This is a genomic window from Xanthomonas sp. CFBP 8443, assembly GCF_025666195.1.
Classification (GTDB): Bacteria; Pseudomonadota; Gammaproteobacteria; order Xanthomonadales; family Xanthomonadaceae; genus Xanthomonas_A.
The window spans coordinates 3,641,604-3,661,430 of the sequence record NZ_CP102592.1; the positions used below are offsets into that span (position 1 = coordinate 3,641,604).

The following is a 19,827-nucleotide window of genomic DNA, read 5'->3' on the forward strand; positions in this document are numbered from 1 at the left end:
TTTCGCGTCACCTGCACGCCCGCCGCCTAGTATGGCCGGATGGATCGCGAACCCACTCCTGCAGCACGAGACCGGCCCCGCTCCTGGCCCTGGCGCCGCCCCGATGGCCGCCTGCGGCGCTGGCCGTTCGTGCTGGGCGCGCTGGTGCTGGTGCTGCTGATCGTCATCCTGATCTTCGACTGGAACTGGTTCAAGGGCCCGGTCGAGCGCGCGGTGCAGGCCAAGACCGGCCGCGAATTCCACATCGACGGCAACCTCGACGTCGACCTCGGCGGCACCACCACGATCCGCGGCGATGGCCTGCGCTTCGCCAATGCCGGGTGGTCGAAGCAGCCGCAGATGGCCAGCGCGCAACGCGCCGAGATCGACCTGGCGATCTGGCCGCTGCTGCGCGGCAAGGTGCGCATCCCCGAGATCCGCCTGACCCAGCCGAACCTGCTGCTGGAAACAGGGCCGGACGGGCGTCCCGGCAACTGGAGTTTCGGCAGCAACGACGGCGGCTCGCAGGTCGTACTCGGGCGCCTGCTGGTGCAGCAGGGGCGGCTCAAATTCCAGGACGTCCCCGGTCGCACCGACATCGACGTCAGCGTCGACAGCCTGACCTCGCAGCGCAGCCGCGGCGATGCCGCGCCGCCGATCGCGGTCGCCGGCGACGGCCGCTGGCGCGGCAATCCGTTCACGCTCAAGGGCAGCACCGCCTCGCCGCTGGAACTGAGCGAAAGCGATCACCCGTTCAAGGTCGACCTGCGCGGCAACGCCGGCAGCACCCGCGCGCACATGCGCGGCACCCTGACCAATCCATTCCAGCTGCGCGTGTTCGACCTGCAGCTGAACCTGGCCGGCGCGGACATGGCGCACCTGTACCCGCTGCTCGGCATCGCCATGCCGTCCACGCCGCCGTACCAGTTGGACGGCCGGCTCAAGCGCAACGGCGAAATCTGGCACTACGACGACTTCAACGGCCGCGCCGGCGACAGCGATCTGGCGGGCAGCGTGCAGATCGACACCGCCGGCGAACGTCCATTCCTGCGCGCGGACCTGCGCTCGCGGCGCCTGGACTTCGACGACCTGGCCGGCTTCGTCGGCGCGCCGCCGCGCACCGGCGCCGGCGAAACCGCCAACGCGCAGCAGAAGGCGCAGGCCGCCGAACTCGCGGCCGAGGCCAAGGTGTTGCCCTCCACCCCGTACAACCTCGGCAAGCTGCGCGCCATGGATGCCGATGTGCGCTGGAAGGCGCAGCGGATCAATGCGCAGAAACTGCCGCTGGACGACATGGACGCGCACCTGAAACTCAACGACGGCGTCCTGCTGCTGCAACCGCTCGACTTCGGCGCGGCCGGCGGCAACATCCGCTCGGACATCCGTATGGACGCGCGCAAGCCGACCATCGCCACCCGCGCGCAGATCTCGGTGCGCGGCATGCAGTTGGGCAAGCTGTTCCCGGACGGGCAATTGGCCAAGGAGGCATCCGGCGCGATCGGCGGCGAGATCGCGCTGGCCGGCACCGGCAACTCGATCGCGCAGATGCTCGGCAGCGCCGACGGCACCGTCGCCGTCGGCATGGGCAAGGGCCACATCAGCAACCTGATCATGGAACTGGCCGGACTGGACATCGCCGAGTCGCTGAAGTTCCTGGTCACCAAGGATCGCGAGATTCCGGTGCGCTGCGCGTTCGGCGATTTCGCGGTCAGGGACGGCGTGATGGACTCGCGCGCATTGGCCTTCGACAGCACCGACACGCTGCTCGTCGGCAGCGGCACCGTCGACCTGGGCGAGGAGAAACTGGACCTGCTGCTGAAGGCGCGCCCGAAGGATCGCAGCATCCTGTCGCTGCGCTCGCCGCTGCGCGTCGGCGGCAGCTTCAAGGATCCGACCTTCCGCCCAGACTTCAAGGCACTGGGCATGCGTGGCGCGATCGCCCTCGCGCTGGGCAGCATCGCCCCGCCGGCCGCCCTGCTGGCGACGCTGGAAACCGGCCCGGGCAAGGACAGCGATTGCGGCGGCAGTTACGCGAAGTAGCCGGGATTGGGGATTCGGGATTCGGGATGCAAAAGCAGAAGCGCGCCAATGTGCTTTTGACTTTTCCAAATCCCAAATCCCGAATCTCGGCTAGCTCGTGATATAGCGCTGCAGCTGATCCAATTCCTGCTGCTGCTCCTCGATCACCGCCTTGACCAGGTCGCCGATCGAGATCACGCCGACCACCGCGCCGGCCTGCACCACCGGCAGATGGCGGATGCGCTGGCCGGTCATCAGCTCCATGCACTGCTGCACGCTCTGCGACGGGTCCACCGTGTACACCTTCGCGCTCATGATGTCGCGCACCGGCGTGGTCGCCGAGGAGCGGTCCTGCAGCACCACCTTGCGCGCGTAGTCGCGCTCGGACAGGATCCCGGCCAGACGCCCGTCCTGCATCACCAGCACCGCGCCGATGCCCTTCTCGGCCATCAGCCGCAGCGCATCGACCACCGCCGCATCCGGCGACACCGCGTGGATCTCACCGCCCTTGTCGCCCAACAACTGTCGTACCGTACGCATCGCTGCTGCCTCCCGGTTCGCTGGATCGCACGGCCGAGGATACTCCTCCACCCGGTGCACGCCAGGTGTCGATCAGATACAGCGGGCGCTGCTTGGATTCCTCGTACAACCGGCCCAGGTATTCGCCGATCAGGCCCAGCGCGATCAGCTGCGCGCCGCCCAGGAACAGGATCGCCGTCATCATCGTCGGCCAGCCGGCGACCGGGTCGCCCCACAGCGCGGCCTTGATCACGATCCAGGCCGCGAACAGGAATGCGCCCACCGCCGTCGCCAGGCCCAGGTAGGTCGCCGCCCGCAGCGGCGCGGTGGAAAAGCTGGTGATGCCTTCCAGCGCGAAATTCCATAACCGCCACAGGCCGAACTTGCTGCGCCCGGCCAGGCGTGGCGCACGTCGGTACGGCAGCGCCAACTGGCGGAAGCCAACCCAGCCGAACAGACCCTTCATGAACCGGTGGCGCTCGCGCAACTGCCCCAACGCCGCCAGCGCGCGCGGCGACAACAGGCGGAAATCGCCGGTGTCGGCCGGGATCGGCGTCTTCGACAGGCGTCCGATCACCCGGTAGAACAGCGACGCGGTGCTGCGCTTGAGCCAGCTCTCGCCATCGCGCGCGATGCGGGTGCCGTAGATGTCGTCGTAGCCGGCGCGCCAGTGCGCGACGAATTCCCCGATCAGCTCCGGCGGATCCTGGCCATCGGCATCCAGCAGCATCGCCGCGCCATGCTCGACGAAATCCAGCCCCGCGGTCAGCGCCAGCTCCTTGCCGAAATTGCGCGACAGGCGCAGCGCCCCGACCCGCGGATCGGTCGCGGCCAGCGCCAGGATCACCTCCCAGGTCGCATCGCGGCTGCCATCGTCCACGTACAGCACCCGCCCTTCCATGCCGTCCAGGCCATCGAGCGCGGCGAGGATGCGCGGATGCAGCAGCGGCAGGGTCTGCGCCTCGTTGAAGGCGGTGACGACGACGGTAAGGCGTTCGGATTCCATGCACCGATGGTACGGAGCGGCCCGCGCGTTCACCAGCGGCTACGGCGCCTGCAGATAGGCCGGCCCGCCCAGCTGCCGCGCCTGCCGCTGGATCCAGTTGGCGCGGCGCTGCACGTAGGGACCCGGACGCGCGGCATTGTAGCGTTGCGGCGACGGCAACACCGCCGCCAGCAGCGCGCTCTGCCCAGGACTCAGCTGCGCCGCATCCTTGCCCCAGAAGCTGCGCGCCGCAGCCTGCGCGCCGTAGACCCCGTCGCCGAACTCGGCGACGTTGGCATAGACCTCCAGGATCCGCCGCTTCGGCCACAACACCTCGATCAGCACCGTGTACCAGGCCTCCAGCCCCTTGCGCAGCCAACTGCGGCCCTGCCACAGGAACACGTTCTTGGCCACCTGCTGGCTGATCGTGCTGGCGCCGCGCAGGCGGCCGCCGCGCGCGTTGTGGTCGCGCGCCTTCTCGATCGCCTCCAGGTCGAAGCCATGGTGGCTGGGGAAACGCTGGTCCTCGGCGGCCACCAGCGAGATCGGCAGGCTCGGGGCGATCTGCGCGGTGTCGCGCCAGTCGTAGGCGACGCGGAACGACCAGTCGCCCTCGCCCCAGGCGCCGAGCTGGCGCTCGAGCATCATCGCCGAGAACGGCGGGTCGACGAAGCGCAGCGCCAGCACCTGCGAGACGCTGGCCAGCACGAACACCAGCGGCGCCATCAACAGCCAACGCAGCCAGCGCCGCCGCCGCGGCGCGGCCACGCCACTTGCAACGCCCCGCGCCGCCCCCATTGCTATGCGTTCTTCGACTTTGTCCACCGAGATGACCCACTATCCTGCGGTCGCCATCTTCCCATGCGCAGCGAGGCCGCGATGAGTTCTTCCGATCACGATCACCTGACCCGCTTCCTGCTGCCCGGCGCCGGCGTGCGCGGCGTGCACGTGCGCCTGGAATCGGCCTGGCGCGAGATCCTCGCGCCGGCCAGCTATACCGCCGCGGCGACCGAACTGCTGGGCGAGGCGTGCGTGGCCGCGGCGCTGTTCACCGGCCACACCAAGGTCGACGGCCGCCTGTCGGTGCAGCTGCGCAGCCAGGGCGCGCTGCGCACCCTGTTCGCCGAATGCACCGCGGCCGGCACGCTGCGCGGCATCGTCCAGCTCAGCGAGGGCAGCGATGCGCCGCGCGACCTGCGCGCGCTCGGCGACGGCGCGCTGCTGGCGATCACCATCGAGAACCCCGGCCTGGACCCGCGCGAACCGCAGCGCTACCAGAGCCTGGTGGCGCTGTCGGCGGCCGAACTGGGCGAAGCCTTCGAGGACTATTTCCGCCAGTCCGAGCAACTACCGACCCGCCTGATCCTGGCTGCCGACGGCCAGCAGGCGGCCGGGCTGCTGCTGCAGAAACTGCCCGGCGACGCTGGCGACGAGGACGGCTGGAACCGCGCCGGCGCTTTGTTCGAAACCGTAGACGAATCGGAGCTACTGGCGCTGCCGGCCGAAACCCTGCTGCACCGGCTGTTCCACGAGGAGGCGGCACAGCTGCTTGGCACCAAGCCGCTGCGCTTCGGCTGCTCCTGCTCGCGCGAGCGGGTGGCGGCCATGTTGCGCTCGCTGGGCGAGGAAGAAGCCCGTGCCGCCGCCGAGGCGACCGGCCAGGTCGAGATCCGCTGCGAGTTCTGCGGCCGGCACTATGACTTCCCCTTGACGGAATTCGGCGTATTGTTCGCTGTAACCCCGGCTGAACCGGCGCCACCAGAGCGCTTGCAATAGCCGGGAACGAGCTTTAGGACCGGGGAGTCTGGCTTGTTAAAGAAACATAAACCCACTAGCATCATCCACCCTGCCCGGCGGGAACTTTAGTTCCTGCGCGAGAGTCCCAAACCGCGATGCGAGCCTTACTGCGCCTGCCACTTGCCCTGCTGATCGCCCTTGCGGCGGCCACGGGCGCGCATGCGCAAAGCAAGCCCGCCAGCGACCGGGACCGCACCGTCCTGCCGATCTGGAACAAGGGCAGCGGCAAGGTCGAGGCCTTGCTGTACCTGGAACCGACCGGCGAGCAGGCGGCCGGCGCACGCTGGCACTTCGGCCGCAATTCGCTCGACGCCGCCTTCGGCCTGTCCTCCGGCGACTCGCTGGGCCTGCTGTGCAACAGCGCCAGCGGCAGCAGCATCAGCGGCTTGGCCAGCCATTGCATGCTCGCCAGCCTGGGCGACGACGACGGCGATGCCGGCGGCCACCACGTCGCCGCGACCACCACCTTCAATCGTCCCGGCGGGCGCCTCTCGCTGTCGGCCGGTACCGGCCGTGAGAACATGCCGGCGTGGCTGGCGGGGGCCACCAAGACCCCTGCGCTGCGCATGGAGCAGAACGATCTGACCGTGTTCGCGCAGCAGAACATCGGCCGCGAAGGCTTCGTCTCGATCGGCGGCACCTATGCGCGTGCGCGCCTGGTGCCGATCGCCGATGCCTCCGAAGCCCTGGTCAACCAGTGGGACAGCAAGAGCCTGAGCATCGGCGGCGGCTACGGTTCCTTCAGCGCCAACGTCATCGGCCGCGTGGTCGATGCGCCGGGCCAGCCCGGCAAGTGGTCCGGCCTCGGCGTGGGCCTGACCTGGCGTACTCCGTGGAGCGGCCAGCTGACCGTCGGCGCCGAGAACGTGATCACCCGCGGCAAGAACCCGTTCGCCCCGAACAACATCAGCACCGAGGAAGGCACCATCCCATACGTGCGCTACGAACAGGACTTGTAAAAGCCAACCTCCTGTTTCGAAAAAGAATTTCTGCAAGAAAAGCCCCTTCGAGGGGCTTTTTTTTGCCCTGAGCAAGTCAAATATTGTGACTTACACCACACTTTTGCGGATATTATTAACAACTCTTTAATTTCCAGGAAGAGGCAGTTACTATCGGTTCACCCTGCGGATTTTGGCGTCGCATTTCGACACCACCGCCGGACAACCTTCAGTTGCCACCACACCTCATTCGGAGAGAGAGCCAATGAATTGCAAGACCCACCGCCTGCGCGACGCCATCACGTTCGCGCTCGCCGCTGGCACCACCGCCCTGCTCAGCACGGGCGCGGCGGTTGCCCAGGACAGCACTTCCAGCGACCCCTCCAAGACCCTGGACACGATCCAGGTCACCGGTTCGCGCGTTGCCCGCGTCGAGACCGAGACCGCCAGCCCGGTAGTGGTGATCGATCGCGCGGCGATCGAGCAGACCGGCAAGCTGACCCTGGGCGACCTGGTGCAGGAGCTGCCGGCGATGTCCGGCGCGCCGTCCACCCCGGCGGTCAACAACGGCGGCGGCGACGGCAAGTCCTCGGTCGACCTGCGCGGCCTGGGCGATGAGCGCACGCTGCTGCTGGTCAACGGCCGCCGCGTCGCCAACAACGACGTCAACTCGATCCCCGCCACCGCGGTGGAGCGCATCGAAGTGCTGACCAGCGGCGCCTCGGCCGTGTACGGCTCCGACGCCGTCGCCGGTGTGGTCAACTTCATCCTGCGCAAGGATTTCGAAGGCCTGGCGGTCAGCGTCGACTACGGCCAGGCGACCCACCTGAGCGATGGCGCGCGCAACGGCGGCTCGGTGACCTTCGGTCAGGTCGGCGATCGCGGCAACATCATGGCGGGCCTGAACTACAACAAGTTCGACGGCATTTCCTCGGCCGACCGCAAGTACTCCAAGGACGCGACCTACCTGTACAGCGGCTACGTGACCATCCTCGGGTCCAGCCGTACGCCGGGCGGCCGCATCACCATGCCGGCCAACCTGGCCACGCAGTACGGCTGCGGCACGGTCACCCTGACCCCGGGCGCCAGCGGCGCCTCGCAGGCCGACTACCGCTGCTACTCCGGCGCGCGCGACTCCTTCAACTATCAGGCCACCAACCTGATCATGACGCCGCAGGAACGCACCAACGCGTTCTTCCTGGCCAACTACCAGATCACCGACAGCATCAACGCGTTCGCCCAGGTCTACCACAACAAGACCAGTTCGAACTTCGCCATCGCCGCGCTGCCGTTCGATGCCCGCGGCGACAAGGTGGTCATCTCCGCCGACAATTTCTACAACCCGTTCGGCGTGGATTTCGGCGCGGACGTCGCCGGCAACCAGTACAACCAGTTCCTGACCCGCTTCACCTCGCTGGGCCAGCGCCGCTCGTACTACAGCACCGTCACCGACCAGGTCGTCGCCGGCCTGGAAGGCTTCGTCGGCGACACGTCCTGGAAGTGGGACGCGGCGATGAACTACGGCCACTACACCCGCGAGAACACCAGCTACGGCTACGTGTACTACGCCGGCCTGCGCGACGCGCTGGGCCCGTCGTTCCAGGACACCGACGGCGTGGTCAAGTGCGGCAGCGCCGGCAACGTGATCTCCGGTTGCACCCCGCTCAACATCTTCAACATCAACGACCCGCAGACGATCTCCACCCTGGAAGACTACGAAGCGCGTCCGACCTACTCCACCACGTACCAGATGCGCAGCTTCGAAGCCAATGCCAACGGCGAGCTGTTCACGCTGCCGGCCGGTGCCGCGCAGCTGGCCGTGGGCCTCTCCTGGCGCGAGGAGTACCAGAAGAACTCGGTCGACTACATCGCCATCGCCGACCCGGACGGCAACTGCTTCATCTCGCAGGAAGCCTGCGGCACCCCGCTGAGCGGCAAGTACAACGTCAAGGAACTCTACGGCGAACTGTACGTCCCGCTGCTGTCGGAAGTCCCGTTCGCGCACCTGCTGGCGGTCACCCTGGGTTCGCGCTATTCCGACTACAACACCTTCGGCGACACCACCAACAGCAAGATCCAGCTGGAATGGCGCCCGATCGAGAACCTGCTGCTGCGCGGCACGGTCGCCGAGGTATTCCGTGCGCCGACCATCGACAACCTGTACAGCGGTGCGACCGGCGATGCGCCGAACTTCACCGACCCGTGTATCGGTTACGGCGCTCCCGGTGGTCCGCGTGATCACGAAGCCGCGTGCGGCGCGGGCTCAGGCGCGACTGCCATTCCCGTCACCGGCATCACGCCGAGTGGCCTGTCGCAGACCACGGGCGTGTGGTCGGGCTCGGTCGCGGCTGGTTTCGAGCTGAAGCCGGAACAGGGCAAGTCGTTCGACTGGGGCGTGGTATACGACCCGGAATGGCTGCCGGGCTTCTCGGCCAGCCTGGACTACTGGCGCCTGTACCTCAACGACACGATCAACCGTGCCGATGCGCAGACCGTGGCCAATATCTGCTACGAAGACGAAAGCAGCCCGTTCTGCGGCTTCATCAACCGCTACTCGGATGGCCAGGTCAACTTCATCCGCGAACCGATCGTCAACCTGGGCCGCCTCGACACCAAGGGCTGGGATCTGGCGCTGCGCTACCGCCTGCCGGATACCGCGTGGGGCAGCTACACCTTCGGCCTGGACGGCACCTACATCGCGCGCTACGACAACAAGACCAATCCGGCCGATCCGGATGGCGTCGTGACCCACGTTGCCGGCACCTACAACAAGACCTACGGCCTGTACTCGCGGGTCCGTGGCCGCCTGTTCGTCAACTGGCAGAAGGGCGACCTGGCCGCCAGCTGGCGCGTGCGGTACATCGGTCCGTTCGACGTGGGCAGCGCCGATCCGTCGCAGAACTTCAGCTCCGATGCCGGCTTCCCGACGGTGGTCTCCGAGTACGGTTCCTACTTCATGCACAGCGTCAGCGCCAGCTACGCGCTGCCGTGGTTCAATTCGAAGATCGAAGTCGGCCTGGACAACGTGTTCGACAAGCAGCCGCCCATGCTGTATCAGAACAACGTGCTCAACGCGAACACGGACGTCAACAGCTTCGACACCGTGGGCCGCTACCTGTGGGCTCGCTACAGCATGAACTTCTGAGCACGGCAACGACGCTCTTTGTTTGAAGACGGGGCCGCGCGAACGATTCGCGCGGCCCTTTTCATTGGCAGACTCAAATGAATTCACCGCAACTGCACTACGCCATCCAGCTGATCGAACAAGGTCAGGCCGCAGCCGCAGCCGATCTGTGCCGACAGGCGCTGGCGGGCGTTCCAGGCGACCCGTCCTGGAACACCTTGCTGGCGATGTCGCTGCAGCATGCCGGCGACACCGCTGGCGCCGCCGCCATCTACCAACGCCTGACCGAACTGCAACCGCACGAGTCCGCGCACTGGGCCAACCTCGGCCTGACCCTGCGCACGCTCGGCGAGCATGCCCCGGCCGAGCACGCCTATCAGCGAGCGCTGTCGCTGGCGCCACGCACCTACCACTTCCTGGTCGATTACGGCCTGCTGCTGCTGGACAAGGGCGACATCGCCCATGCCCGCCACCGCTTCCTGGATGCCGTGGACCTGGACCCCTCCCAGGCCGAGGCGCGCATCTATGCCTCCATCGCCTGCTTCGAGTGCGGCGACGCGCAGCGCGCAGCGACGTTGCTGCCGCCACCAGCGGTCTGGCCGCAGCTTCCGGACAACCTACGCGAGGAACTGGCGACCGCATTGATCCAGGTCGGCCGCACCGACGAAGCCGAGGCGCTGCTGTCGCAGAACCGGCCGGGGCAAAGCCCGTCGCTGTCCAACCTCATCCGCCTGGCGCAGCTCTACGAGCGCACCAATCGCGTCGAGCAGGCCGAAGCCTTGCTTGCGCAAGCGGCATCGATGCCGCAGCAACACGACCGGCAGACACGCGTCGACGTGCTGCAGCTGGAAACTTCGCTGTCACTGCGGCGCAAGAACTACGCGTCCGCACGCAGCGCCGCCGAGACCCTGCTCGCGCTGCAGCCGCAGATCCAGGCCCAGGCCAACGCCTACTTCGCACTGGCCGGTATCGAAGACAAGCAACGCCATCCCGCCGCCGCGATGGCGATGCTGGAGAAGGCGCATGCCATCCATTTCAAGCTTGCCGCCGATACCGTGCCGGAAATCGCGCACTCCAACGAAGAACCGTTGAAGGTTTCGAGCCTGTGGCTGGACGAGGCGCAGGCGCGCTATGCACAGGCGCGCGACGCTGCGCCCGGGAGCGACGCCTCGCCGGTATTCATCGTCGGCTTCCCGCGCTCGGGCACCACCATGCTCGAGCAGATGCTCGATGCGCACCCGGGCTACGCGTCGATGGACGAACGCGCGATTCTGCAGCGTTGCATCGAATGGATGGAGGCGCAGGGCAAGCACTATCCCTACGATCTCGGCGAGCTGGACGAGGCGCAGGTCGAGGCGATGCGCCAGGTGTACTGGTCGGAGATCGCCAAGGTCATCGCGCTGGCACCGGGCCAGCAGCTGGTCGACAAAAATCCGCTCAACATGCTGCGCCTGCCGATGATCATGCGCCTGTTCCCGAACGCCAGGATCATCCTCGCCTTGCGCCATCCCTGCGACGTGCTGCTGAGCTGCTACATGCAGAACTTCCGCTCTCCGGCGTTCATGGTGCTGTGTTCCAGCCTGGAGCGCCTGGCCAAGAGCTACGTCAACGCGATGCGGTTCTGGATCCACCACCAGGCATTGCTGCAGCCGGACCTGCTGGTCCTCAAGTACGAGGAGACGGTGGCCGATTTCCCGGCACAGGTGCAGCGCATCGGCGGTTTCCTCGGTATCGCGCAACCCGAATTCCTGGCCGGCTTCAGCCAGCACGCCGCGCGCAAGGGCTATATCAGCACGCCCAGCTATTCGCAGGTGGTGGAGCCGGTGAACCGGCGCGCGGTGGATCGCTGGCATGCGTACGCACCGTGGCTGGCCAGCGCGCTGCCGATCCTGCAGCCGGTGGCCGCGCATTGGGACTACGACCTGGAGATGCCTGCGCCATGAAAGCGCTCAGCGACTACATCCGCAGCTACGACGACGCGCTGCCCGAGGCGTTCTGCCGCCAGCTGATCGATGGCTTCGAGGCCTCGCGCGCGCATCACCAGCGCAACGGCAGCAACAGCCGCGCGGTGCTCGGCGACAGCAACTGGACCGAACTGGATGTCGGCAAGCTCGCCGACCCGGCGTTCCTGGGATTCTTCCTGGACAAGATCGAGCACTACCTGGCGCGCTACAACCAGGATCTCGGGCTGACCCTGTCGATTCCCTACCGCCCGACCATCGACCGGCTGATCCTGAAGAAATACGAGGTCGGCGGCGGCGACCGGTTCCAGCCGCACTTCGATTCGATCGACGAGGTGTCCGAGCGCTACCTGGTGTTCCTGTGGTATCTCAACGACGTGGCCGAGGGCGGCACCACGCGCTTCTGCGACCTGGACGTGGAAACCGCGCCGCGCGCCGGCAGGCTGCTGATGTTCCCGCCGTACTGGATGTACCAGCACGTCGGCAATCCGCCGGTCTCCAACGCCAAGTACATCCTGTCCACCTACCTGATGTTCAAACGCTGAGCAGCGTGCCGCGCGCGCCGGCCCGGCCGTGCGAACGCGGCCGCTTGGCTACAGGCCCGCGCGCAGGTTGAACGCGCCGATCGACTCGATCAACTGCCGCAGCGCCAGCGTCTCGGCCTCTTCCAGGTCCGGGTGCCAGGTATCCAGGATCATCACCACCCGCACCTGGTCGCTATGGTTCCAGGCCTGGTGCAGGCAGCTGTCGTTGAAGGTGACCGGTTGCCCGACCTGCCAGGCGTGGGCGATGCCGGCCACCTCCAGCGCGCAGTCCGGCGGCACGATCAGCGGCAGATGCGTGACCACCCGCGAATTACTGACGCCATAGTGCGGCTTGATCGTGGTGCCGGGCGCCAGGATCGAGAACAGCACCTCCGGCGCGTGCAGGTCGATTCGGGTCAACGGGACGTGCGCCAGCGCCGCCGCGGTGATCGGGCAACGCTGCAGGTTCTCGGCGTGCGCCACGCCATGCCGATAGAAGAAGTACGCGTCCCAGGCGCCATCGCCCTGCTTGGCGCTGAGATAGTCCTGCGGCGTGGCGCCATTGCTGAAATCCAGGAACGGCTGCACCGCCTGGCGCGAAGCCAGGACCTGCCGCACTTCGTTGCAGATGCCCTCGGTGGCGCCCTGCAGCCGCGCGTACCAGGGGAAGCGCTCGGCACCCAGATACGGCGAAGGATCCAGGTCGGGCACATACAGAAAGGTCGGGCGTTGGCCATCGTCGGCCGGGCGCGGCTGCACCCCCAGATAGATGCGCAGCGCCGCCGTCACCCGGCGCAGCGCCGCTTCGCCGAAGCGCTCGATCAGCGGCTGCACCGCGGCCGCGAGCAGGGCGTGCCGACCCCGGTCGATCCGCGCCATCGCCGCGAGCACCCGCGGCTGCAGCTCCGGCGCCGTGCTGCGCTGGTCGAGCCAGCGGCCCTTGGCCTGCGCGGCATGCACCGCGGCGAAGTACATCGGCAAGGCGTCATCGCCACGCCCCGCCGCATCCAGGCTCTCGGCGTAGCACAGCCGCACCAGGAACGCGTCCGGCGCCAGCTGCAAGGCCTGCTCGAACGCCGGCAGCGCCTGCGCATGCTCGCCCAGATGGGCCAGGCACATGCCCAGCCGGCTCCACGCCTCCAGGGTCGGCTCGGCGGCGGCCACCAGGGTCCATGCCTGCGCCGCGCGCGCAAGCTGGCCGCTCTCCGTCAACAGCGTCGCGTGCATACGCCGCAGCGTCACATCGTCCGCCGCCTTGGCCAGGACCTGCTCGCACAGCGCATCGGCACGCCGATAGTCGCCCTGGGCGAGATGGCGGCGCACCTCCTCGTGCACGCTAGCGCGCGTCAGTTCCTGAAACATCAGCCCGGGATCAGGGTCACGATGACGTGTTCGACGTAGGCCTCGAACTCCTCGCGCGCCTGCTTTGGCTGGTGCAGCTGCAGCGACAACTGCAGGAAGCCGACATAGGCGGCATACGCCAACCGGGCGCGGTGCTGGGCATCGGTGCGGCTGAGTCCGGCCTGGCGGAACGAGGCGATCAGGTACTCCATGCGCCGTTGCGAGACCCGGTCGATGACCGGACGCACCGCCGGATGGTCCAGCGCCTTCAGCAATTCGCTATAGATGATGTGCGGCTTGACCTCGTGCGCGACCAGCTGGAACAGCGCGCGCAGGCGGGTGCGCGGATCCGGCACCTCTTCCAGGCTGCCGAACACCTGTTGCTGCTCGACCAGTTCCCAACGCTCCAGCGCCGCCTGCAGCAGCGCATCGCGCGAGGGGAAATGCCAGTAGAAGCTGCCTTTGGTCACGCCGAGCCGGCGCGCCAGCGGCTCCACCGCCACCGCGTTGACGCCTTGCTCGGCGATCAGGTCCAGTGCGGCCTGCGCCCAGTCTTCGGCGCTGAGTCGGTTGTTGCGGCCGCCGCTCGGAGCGGCGGCATCGTCGGTGCTTGGCGCGGAAGCATTGTTCATCCGGCGATTTAACCATACGGGGAAGTCGGTTGCAGTATGTGTGCTCCATGAATCGAGCGCAAATGCCCGGCAGCGTTGGCTTTTCGCCTCCATACTGCATCGTATTGACATCGCCGCGCACTGCTCCATACTAGCCGGTATGGTTTCCTCTCCCTCCACCGCGCCCACTGCCGCCTCCGCCGTGCTTTCCGGCGCGGACGACATGCGCCTGGCGGCGACCGTCATGGACTCCGGCGACGCCGGCAGCGTGCTGTTCGCGCACGGCTTCGGCCAGACCCGGCACGCCTGGATGACCAGCGCTGCGGCGTTGCAGGCGCATGGCTATCGCAGCGTCGCCTACGACGCGCGCGGCCATGGCGACTCCACCCGCAATCCCGCCACCCTGGCCTACCGCGGCGAACAGTTCACCGACGACCTGATCGTGGTCGCCGGCGAAATGGCGCCGGCGCCGGTGCTGGTGGCCGCCTCGATGGGCGGGCTGTTCGGGCTGATGGCCGAGGCACGCTGGCCGGGCCTGTTCCGCGCGATGGTGCTGGTCGACATCACTCCGCGCTGGCAGCCGGCCGGGGTCGAGCGCATCCTCGCCTTCATGAGCGCGCATCCGCACGGCTTCGCCACCCTGGACGAGGCCGGCGACGCGATCGCCGCCTATCTGCCGCAGCGCGCGCGCAAGTCGCCGGAGGCGCTGCGCAGCGTCCTGCGCCGGCACGCCGACGGCCGCTGGTACTGGCACTGGGATCCGCGCCTGGTCGAGGAACTGGCGCGCGACAGCGACCAGCACCAGGATGCGATCGCGCAGGCCGCCAGCAAGGTGCAGTGCCCGCTGCTGCTGGTCAGCGGCGGGCGCAGCGACCTGGTCACGCCGCAGACCATCGAAGACTTCCTGTCGTTGGTGCCGCATGCGCAACATGCGCACCTGCCCGAGGCCACGCATATGCTGGCCGGCGACGACAACGCCGCATTTACCGCCACTGTGTTGCATTATCTGGACGCACTGCCACCGGCTAGCGCCGCCGCACCGTCCGCCGTCACCGAGCATGTCCCCGGAGCAAGCCCATGAGCATCGTCGCACCCTTCCTCGTGTTGTTGTTGGCAGGCGCTTTCGCCGCCTATCACCGCATGCGACTCGCCGTCTGGGCCGCGCTGAGCGCCACGCTGCTGGTCGCGTGCTGGCTGCTAGGCGCCAACCACACCGCCACCATCGTCGCCGCGGTGCTGCTGGCACTGGTCGCGGTGCCGCTGCTGTTGCCGTTCGTGCGCAAGCCGCTGCTCACCGCGCCGATGCTGAAGGTGTTCCGCAAGGTGCTGCCGCCGCTGTCGCAGACCGAGCGCATCGCGCTGGAAACCGGCTCGGTCGGGTTCGAGGGCGAACTGTTCACCGGCGACCCGGACTGGCAGAAGCTGCTCGACTATCCCAAGCCGCAGCTGACCGCCGAGGAGCAGGCGTTCCTCGACGGCCCGGTAGAAGAGCTGTGCCGCATGACCAACGACTGGGAAATTACCCACGTCCATGCCGACCTGCCGCCGGAACTGTGGAGTTTCGTCAAGAAGCACAAGTTCTTCGGCATGATCATTCCCAAGGAATACGGCGGCCTGGGCTTCTCCGCGCTGGCCCACCACAAGGTGATCCAGAAGATCGCCTCGGTGTCGAGCGTGGTCAGCTCCACGGTCGGCGTGCCGAACTCGCTGGGCCCGGGCGAGCTGCTGCTGCACTACGGTTCCAAGGAGCAGAAGGACTACTACCTGCCGCGCCTGGCGGTGGGCCAGGAAGTGCCGTGCTTCGGCCTGACCGGTCCGTTCGCCGGCTCCGACGCGACCTCGATCCCCGACTACGGCATCGTCTGCAAGGGCGAGTGGAACGGCGCCAACGTGCTCGGCGTCAAGCTGACCTTCGACAAGCGCTACATCACCCTGGCGCCGGTGGCGACGCTGGTCGGCCTGGCGTTCCGCATGTACGACCCGGACGGCCTGATCGGCGACACCAAGGACATCGGCATCACCCTGGCGCTGCTGCCGCGCGAGACTCCGGGGGTCGAGATCGGCCGCCGCCACTTCCCGCTGAACTCGCCGTTCCAGAACGGCCCGATCCATGGCCGCGAGGTGTTCATCCCGCTCAGCCAGCTGATCGGCGGCGTGGACATGGTCGGCAAGGGCTGGAACATGCTCAACGAGTGCCTGGCCGTGGGCCGCTCGATCACCCTGCCCTCCACCGCCAGCGGCGGCGCCAAGTACGGCGCCATCGTCACCGGCGCCTACGCGCGCATCCGCAAGCAGTTCGGCCTGTCGGTCGGCCGCTTCGAGGGTGTGGAAGAGGCGCTGGCGCGGATCGGCGGCAAGGCGTACGCGATCAGCGCGCTGTCTCAGGCCACCGCCGCGGCGGTGGATCGCGGCGACGTGCCGTCGGTGCCGTCGGCGATCGCCAAGTACCACTGCACCTCGATGAGCCGCGAAGTCATCAGCGACGTGATGGACGTGGTCGGCGGCAAGGGCATCATCCTGGGGCCGCGCAACTTCGCCGGCCGCAGCTGGCAGGCGGCGCCGATCGCGATCACCGTGGAAGGCGCCAACATCATGACCCGCAGCCTGCTGATCTTCGGCCAGGGCGCGATCCTGTGCCATCCGTGGGTGATGAAGGAGATGAAGGCCGCCGGCAATCCGGACCACAAGGCCGGCGTCGACGAGTTCGACCGCAACCTGTTCGGTCACATCGGCTTTGCCATCTCCAACGCGGTGCGCTCGCTGTGGTTCGGCCTGACCGCCGCGCGCATCGGCGCCGCCCCGGGCGACGCCTACACCCGCCGCTTCTTCCGCAAGCTGGACCGCTACTCGGCGAACCTGGCACTGATGGCCGACGTGTCGATGCTGATGCTCGGCGGCAAGCTGAAGTTCAAGGAATCGCTGTCCGGCCGCCTGGGCGACGTGCTGAGCCACATCTACATGACCAGCGCGATGCTCAAGCGTTACCACGACGACGGCGCGCCGGCGACCGACCAGCCGCTGCTGGCGTGGGCGTTCCACGACAGCGTGCACAAGATCGAGCTGGCGCTGTCGGCTGCGCTGCGCAACTTCCCGATCCGCCCGGTGGGCTGGCTGATGTGGGCGCTGATCTTCCCCTGGGGCCGCCGCGCCGAAGCGCCGGGCGACCGCCTGGGCCACCGCGTCGCCGCGCTGCTGATGACCCCGAACGAAGCCCGCGACCGGTTGGGCCAGGGCGTGTTCCTGACCCCGTGCGAGAACAACCCGGGCGGGCGCATCGCCAGCTATCTGACCAAGGCGGTGCTGGCCGAGCCGGTCGAGCGCAAGTTCCTGAAGGCGCTCAAGAGCAAGGGCATCGAGGCGCTGGACTTCGCTTCGCAGCTGGACGAGGCGGTGCGCGAAGGCGTGCTGTCGGCCGACGAGCGCCGCCAGCTGGAGGAACTGCGCGAGATCACCATGGACACGATCAGCGTGGACGACTTCGACGCCGACGAACTGCGCTCGGCCAGCTACTACCACCGCGCCACGGCCGGCGACGACCATTCGCGCGAAGCGGCCTGATCCAAACCGGCCAGTTCCACACCGGCCTGCTTCAAAACCGGCAACATCCACGCCGGCGACACGCTCACCACGACGGCGGACTTCGGTCCGCCGTCGTCATTTGGAGACGCACACCATGAGCCAACTGCTGTCGCTCTATCAACGCATGCAACGCTGGCCGGCTGGGCAATGGCTGTTCTCGCGCGCGGTGTGCTTCAAGGCACCCTATTTCGCCAGCATCGCCCCGCGTATCACGGTGCTGCAGCCGGGCCGCTGCGAGGCGCGCTTCGCGCATCGGCGGCGGGTCAGCAACCACCTGGGCACGGTGCATGCGATCGCGCTGTGCAACCTGGCCGAACTAGCCGGCGGGGTCATGGTCGATGCCAGCCTGCCGCCGTCGATGCGCTGGATCCCGAAAGGCATGCGCGTGGAATACCGCAGCAAGGCCCGCGGCACGATGCACGCGGTGGCGACGCCGGACGTGGCGATCGTGGCCGCCGACAGCGGCTACGAAATGCCGGTCAGCGTGGAGATCCGCGACGAAGGCGATCAGGTCGTGTTCTTCGCCAGCATCGCCATGTGGGTGTCGCCGCGCACGAAGGCGAAGGGCTAGGCAGCTGCGCGGCGCTCAAGACGCCAGCAATAGCGCCGCGATCGCCAGCGCCGCCGGCAGCGCCTGCACGTAGAGGATCCGGCGGCTGACGCTCCAAGCGCCGTACAGGCCGGCCACGACCACGCAGCCGAGGAAGAACAGCATCACGTCCACCCGCTGCGCCGCCACGCCCCAGCCGAGGCCCGCGGCGAGAAAGCCGTTGTACAGGCCCTGGTTGGCCGCGAGCACCTTGGTCAGCTGCGCCTTTTCCGGCGTGTTGCGGAACACCTTCATGCCCAGCGGCCGGGTCCACAGGAACATCTCCAACACCAGGAAATACAGGTGCAGCAGCGCCACCAGGCACACCAGGATCGAGGCCAGCAGGGTCATGCGCGCGTCCGTCGGCAAAAGAGAAGACGCACAGCATAGCCGCTGGCGCTGCGGCGGGCATCGCGGCCCAGCAACGCATGTCGGCGCGGATCAGCGCGTTGGCGGCGGCGTCTCTGCCGCGGTGGGCGCGGCGCTTTCGACGGCACGCGCCAGGCGCCAGCCGATGACGCCCGAGAGCGTGGCCGCAATTGCGGCCAGCGCGGCGAAACCGGGTACGCCCATGCCCAGCGCGCGCAGGCCGTTCATCGCCGAGGCGACCGCCACGTCGCCGGCACGCCAGACCGCGGTGTCCACCGCGTTCTTGCCCTGGTAGCGCAGTTGCCGCGGCACGCGCGTGTACAGCGATTCCCGCGCCGGGCCGACCATGCCGTAGGCCAGCGAACGGGTGATCACCAGCGGCAGCACCACCCAGGGCACGATCCACACCGCCAGGGCATAGGGATCGGGCGACAACGCGGTCGCGACCAGCGTGCCCACGCTGATCAGCGCCCATAGCGCGATCACCGCGCCTGCGCCCTTCTTCACCAGCAGCCAGCGGGTCAGGGTGATCTGCACGACGATCTGCAGCGCGTTGGTCAGCATGTCGATGTTGGCGGCGAACTGGGTGCGCTCGACCGCGTTGTGGAAGGTGGCGCCGGAATAATCGGTCATCAGCGCGTAGCCGACCGTGCCGATGCAATCGCCCAGCAGCATCAGCAGCGCCATGCCGCGCATGAACGGATTGGCCAGGATCTGCTTGAGGCCGTCGAACATGCCGCCGCCGACCGCCGCCTCGTGGCCGGCGTCGTGGCGGCGCGCGCCATGCACCCGCGCCCAGCGTCCGAGCAGGATCACGCACACCAGCGCGACGCCGAGCAGCGCCGCAGACACCACCAGCAATGGCGCCACGCCGATCACCCCGACCAGCCCGCGGGTCAGCAGCGGGCCGGCCACCGCGCCGGCGGTGCCGCCCAGTCCGATCAGCGGGAACAGCCGCCGCGCCTGTTCGTTGCTCCAGATGTCGGCCATGAAGCTCCAGAACACCGACACCACGAACAGGTTGAACACGCTGACCCAGACGAAGAACACGATGCCCAGCGCGCGCGGGCTGAGCCCGCCATGGCCGCTGAACAGCGGCACGAAGCCGAGCAGGCACAGCGCGAAGAACACGTACACCGCCGGCACCACGATCCGCCGCGGCCAGCGCGCCGCCATCCACGCGAACAGCGGGGTCAGCAGCAGCGTGGCGACGAAGGTGGCCATGAAGAACCAGGGCAGCTGGGTCGAGCCGACCGCCGCGGACAGCTGTTCGCGTACCGGCCGGATCACGTAGTACGCCGACAGCACGCAGAAGAAATAGACGAAGGACAGCAGCACCGCGCGCAGCTCGCCGGTCTGGACGCGCTTGTTTTCCGCTTGCATCGGCTCGCCGTTCGCCGTGTGGTTGCGCGCACGGTAGCCGATGCACTGCAACATCGCCAGCGCTGCGGCCCGCGCGCAGGCCCGGCGCCGCGGCGCCGCATGCACGTTG

At 67.9% G+C, this 19,827-nt stretch carries 16 protein-coding genes; 9 read left to right on the top strand and 7 right to left on the bottom strand.

Annotated features, from left to right (window positions below):
• The first annotated feature begins 39 nt into the window (after positions 1-39).
• Positions 40-2,019, top strand: a complete 1,980-nt coding sequence (locus NUG20_RS15295) for an AsmA family protein (protein WP_263395296.1) — start codon at positions 40-42, stop codon at positions 2,017-2,019.
• 90 nt (positions 2,020-2,109) lie between these two features.
• On the opposite strand, the gene NUG20_RS15300 is transcribed toward NUG20_RS15295, so the two are convergent.
• The 3 genes from NUG20_RS15300 to mtgA are packed head-to-tail and all read right to left on the bottom strand — an operon-like array spanning position 2,110 to position 4,300.
• Positions 2,110-2,538: a CBS domain-containing protein gene (locus NUG20_RS15300; protein WP_184410723.1), complete on the bottom strand. Its 429-nt coding sequence runs from the start codon at positions 2,536-2,538 to the stop codon at positions 2,110-2,112.
• Positions 2,498-3,523 carry a glycosyltransferase family 2 protein gene (locus tag NUG20_RS15305; RefSeq protein WP_263395297.1) on the bottom strand — a complete coding sequence of 342 codons (1,026 nt, stop codon included), beginning with the start codon at positions 3,521-3,523 and terminating at the stop codon, positions 2,498-2,500. The genes NUG20_RS15300 and NUG20_RS15305 overlap by 41 nt, the downstream gene beginning before the upstream one ends.
• Before the next feature lie 39 nt (positions 3,524-3,562).
• A complete protein-coding gene (gene mtgA, locus NUG20_RS15310) occupies positions 3,563-4,300 on the bottom strand; it encodes a monofunctional biosynthetic peptidoglycan transglycosylase (RefSeq protein ID WP_263395298.1) in 738 nt (245 codons plus the stop codon).
• Positions 4,301-4,363: 63 nt separating this feature from the next.
• Between mtgA and NUG20_RS15315 the strand changes: the two genes are divergently transcribed.
• The 5 genes from NUG20_RS15315 (at position 4,364) to NUG20_RS15335 (ending at position 11,867) form a co-directional block, all read left to right on the top strand.
• The gene (locus NUG20_RS15315; RefSeq protein WP_263395299.1) at positions 4,364-5,278 is read left to right on the top strand and encodes an Hsp33 family molecular chaperone HslO; all 915 of its coding nucleotides are present in this window, start codon (positions 4,364-4,366) and stop codon (positions 5,276-5,278) included.
• Positions 5,279-5,394: 116 nt separating this feature from the next.
• A complete protein-coding gene (locus tag NUG20_RS15320; RefSeq protein ID WP_263395300.1) occupies positions 5,395-6,258 on the top strand; it encodes an XOO1806 family protein in 864 nt (287 codons plus the stop codon).
• 244 nt (positions 6,259-6,502) lie between these two features.
• Positions 6,503-9,382, top strand: a complete 2,880-nt coding sequence (locus NUG20_RS15325) for a TonB-dependent receptor plug domain-containing protein (RefSeq protein ID WP_263395301.1) — start codon at positions 6,503-6,505, stop codon at positions 9,380-9,382.
• Positions 9,383-9,459: 77 nt separating this feature from the next.
• Complete coding sequence (locus NUG20_RS15330; protein WP_263395302.1) at positions 9,460-11,304, top strand: tetratricopeptide repeat-containing sulfotransferase family protein; 1,845 nt, start codon at positions 9,460-9,462, stop codon at positions 11,302-11,304.
• Positions 11,301-11,867, top strand: coding sequence for a 2OG-Fe(II) oxygenase family protein (locus NUG20_RS15335; RefSeq protein ID WP_263395303.1), 567 nt, complete (start codon positions 11,301-11,303; stop codon positions 11,865-11,867). Before NUG20_RS15330 ends, NUG20_RS15335 begins: the two co-directional genes overlap by 4 nt.
• Positions 11,868-11,915: 48 nt before the next feature.
• Here NUG20_RS15335 and NUG20_RS15340 read toward each other — a convergent pair whose 3' ends face one another.
• Together NUG20_RS15340 and NUG20_RS15345 are read right to left on the bottom strand one after the other, a co-directional pair.
• Positions 11,916-13,208 carry an aspartyl/asparaginyl beta-hydroxylase domain-containing protein gene (locus NUG20_RS15340; protein ID WP_263395304.1) on the bottom strand — a complete coding sequence of 431 codons (1,293 nt, stop codon included), beginning with the start codon at positions 13,206-13,208 and terminating at the stop codon, positions 11,916-11,918.
• Positions 13,208-13,819, bottom strand: a complete 612-nt coding sequence (locus NUG20_RS15345) for a TetR/AcrR family transcriptional regulator (RefSeq protein WP_263395305.1) — start codon at positions 13,817-13,819, stop codon at positions 13,208-13,210. The genes NUG20_RS15340 and NUG20_RS15345 overlap by 1 nt, the downstream gene beginning before the upstream one ends.
• 202 nt (positions 13,820-14,021) lie before the next feature.
• On the opposite strand from NUG20_RS15345, the gene NUG20_RS15350 reads away from it, so the two are divergent.
• The 3 genes from NUG20_RS15350 to NUG20_RS15360 all read left to right on the top strand — a co-directional run bounded on the left by NUG20_RS15350 (position 14,022) and on the right by NUG20_RS15360 (position 17,948).
• Entirely contained in the window at positions 14,022-14,879 is an 858-nt protein-coding gene (locus tag NUG20_RS15350) for an alpha/beta fold hydrolase (protein ID WP_263398499.1), read from the top strand.
• Entirely contained in the window at positions 14,876-17,356 is a 2,481-nt protein-coding gene (locus tag NUG20_RS15355) for an acyl-CoA dehydrogenase (RefSeq protein ID WP_263395306.1), read from the top strand. Before NUG20_RS15350 ends, NUG20_RS15355 begins: the two co-directional genes overlap by 4 nt.
• Positions 17,357-17,471: 115 nt before the next feature.
• Entirely contained in the window at positions 17,472-17,948 is a 477-nt protein-coding gene (locus tag NUG20_RS15360; protein WP_263395307.1) for a hotdog fold domain-containing protein, read from the top strand.
• A gap of 15 nt (positions 17,949-17,963) precedes the next feature.
• On the opposite strand, the gene NUG20_RS15365 is transcribed toward NUG20_RS15360, so the two are convergent.
• A complete protein-coding gene (locus NUG20_RS15365; RefSeq protein WP_263395308.1) occupies positions 17,964-18,317 on the bottom strand; it encodes a DUF1304 domain-containing protein in 354 nt (117 codons plus the stop codon).
• A 90-nt stretch (positions 18,318-18,407) separates the two neighbouring features.
• Positions 18,408-19,772, bottom strand: a complete 1,365-nt coding sequence (locus NUG20_RS15370; RefSeq protein ID WP_263395309.1) for an NTP/NDP exchange transporter — start codon at positions 19,770-19,772, stop codon at positions 18,408-18,410.
• Between the last annotated feature and the right edge of the window lie 55 nt (positions 19,773-19,827).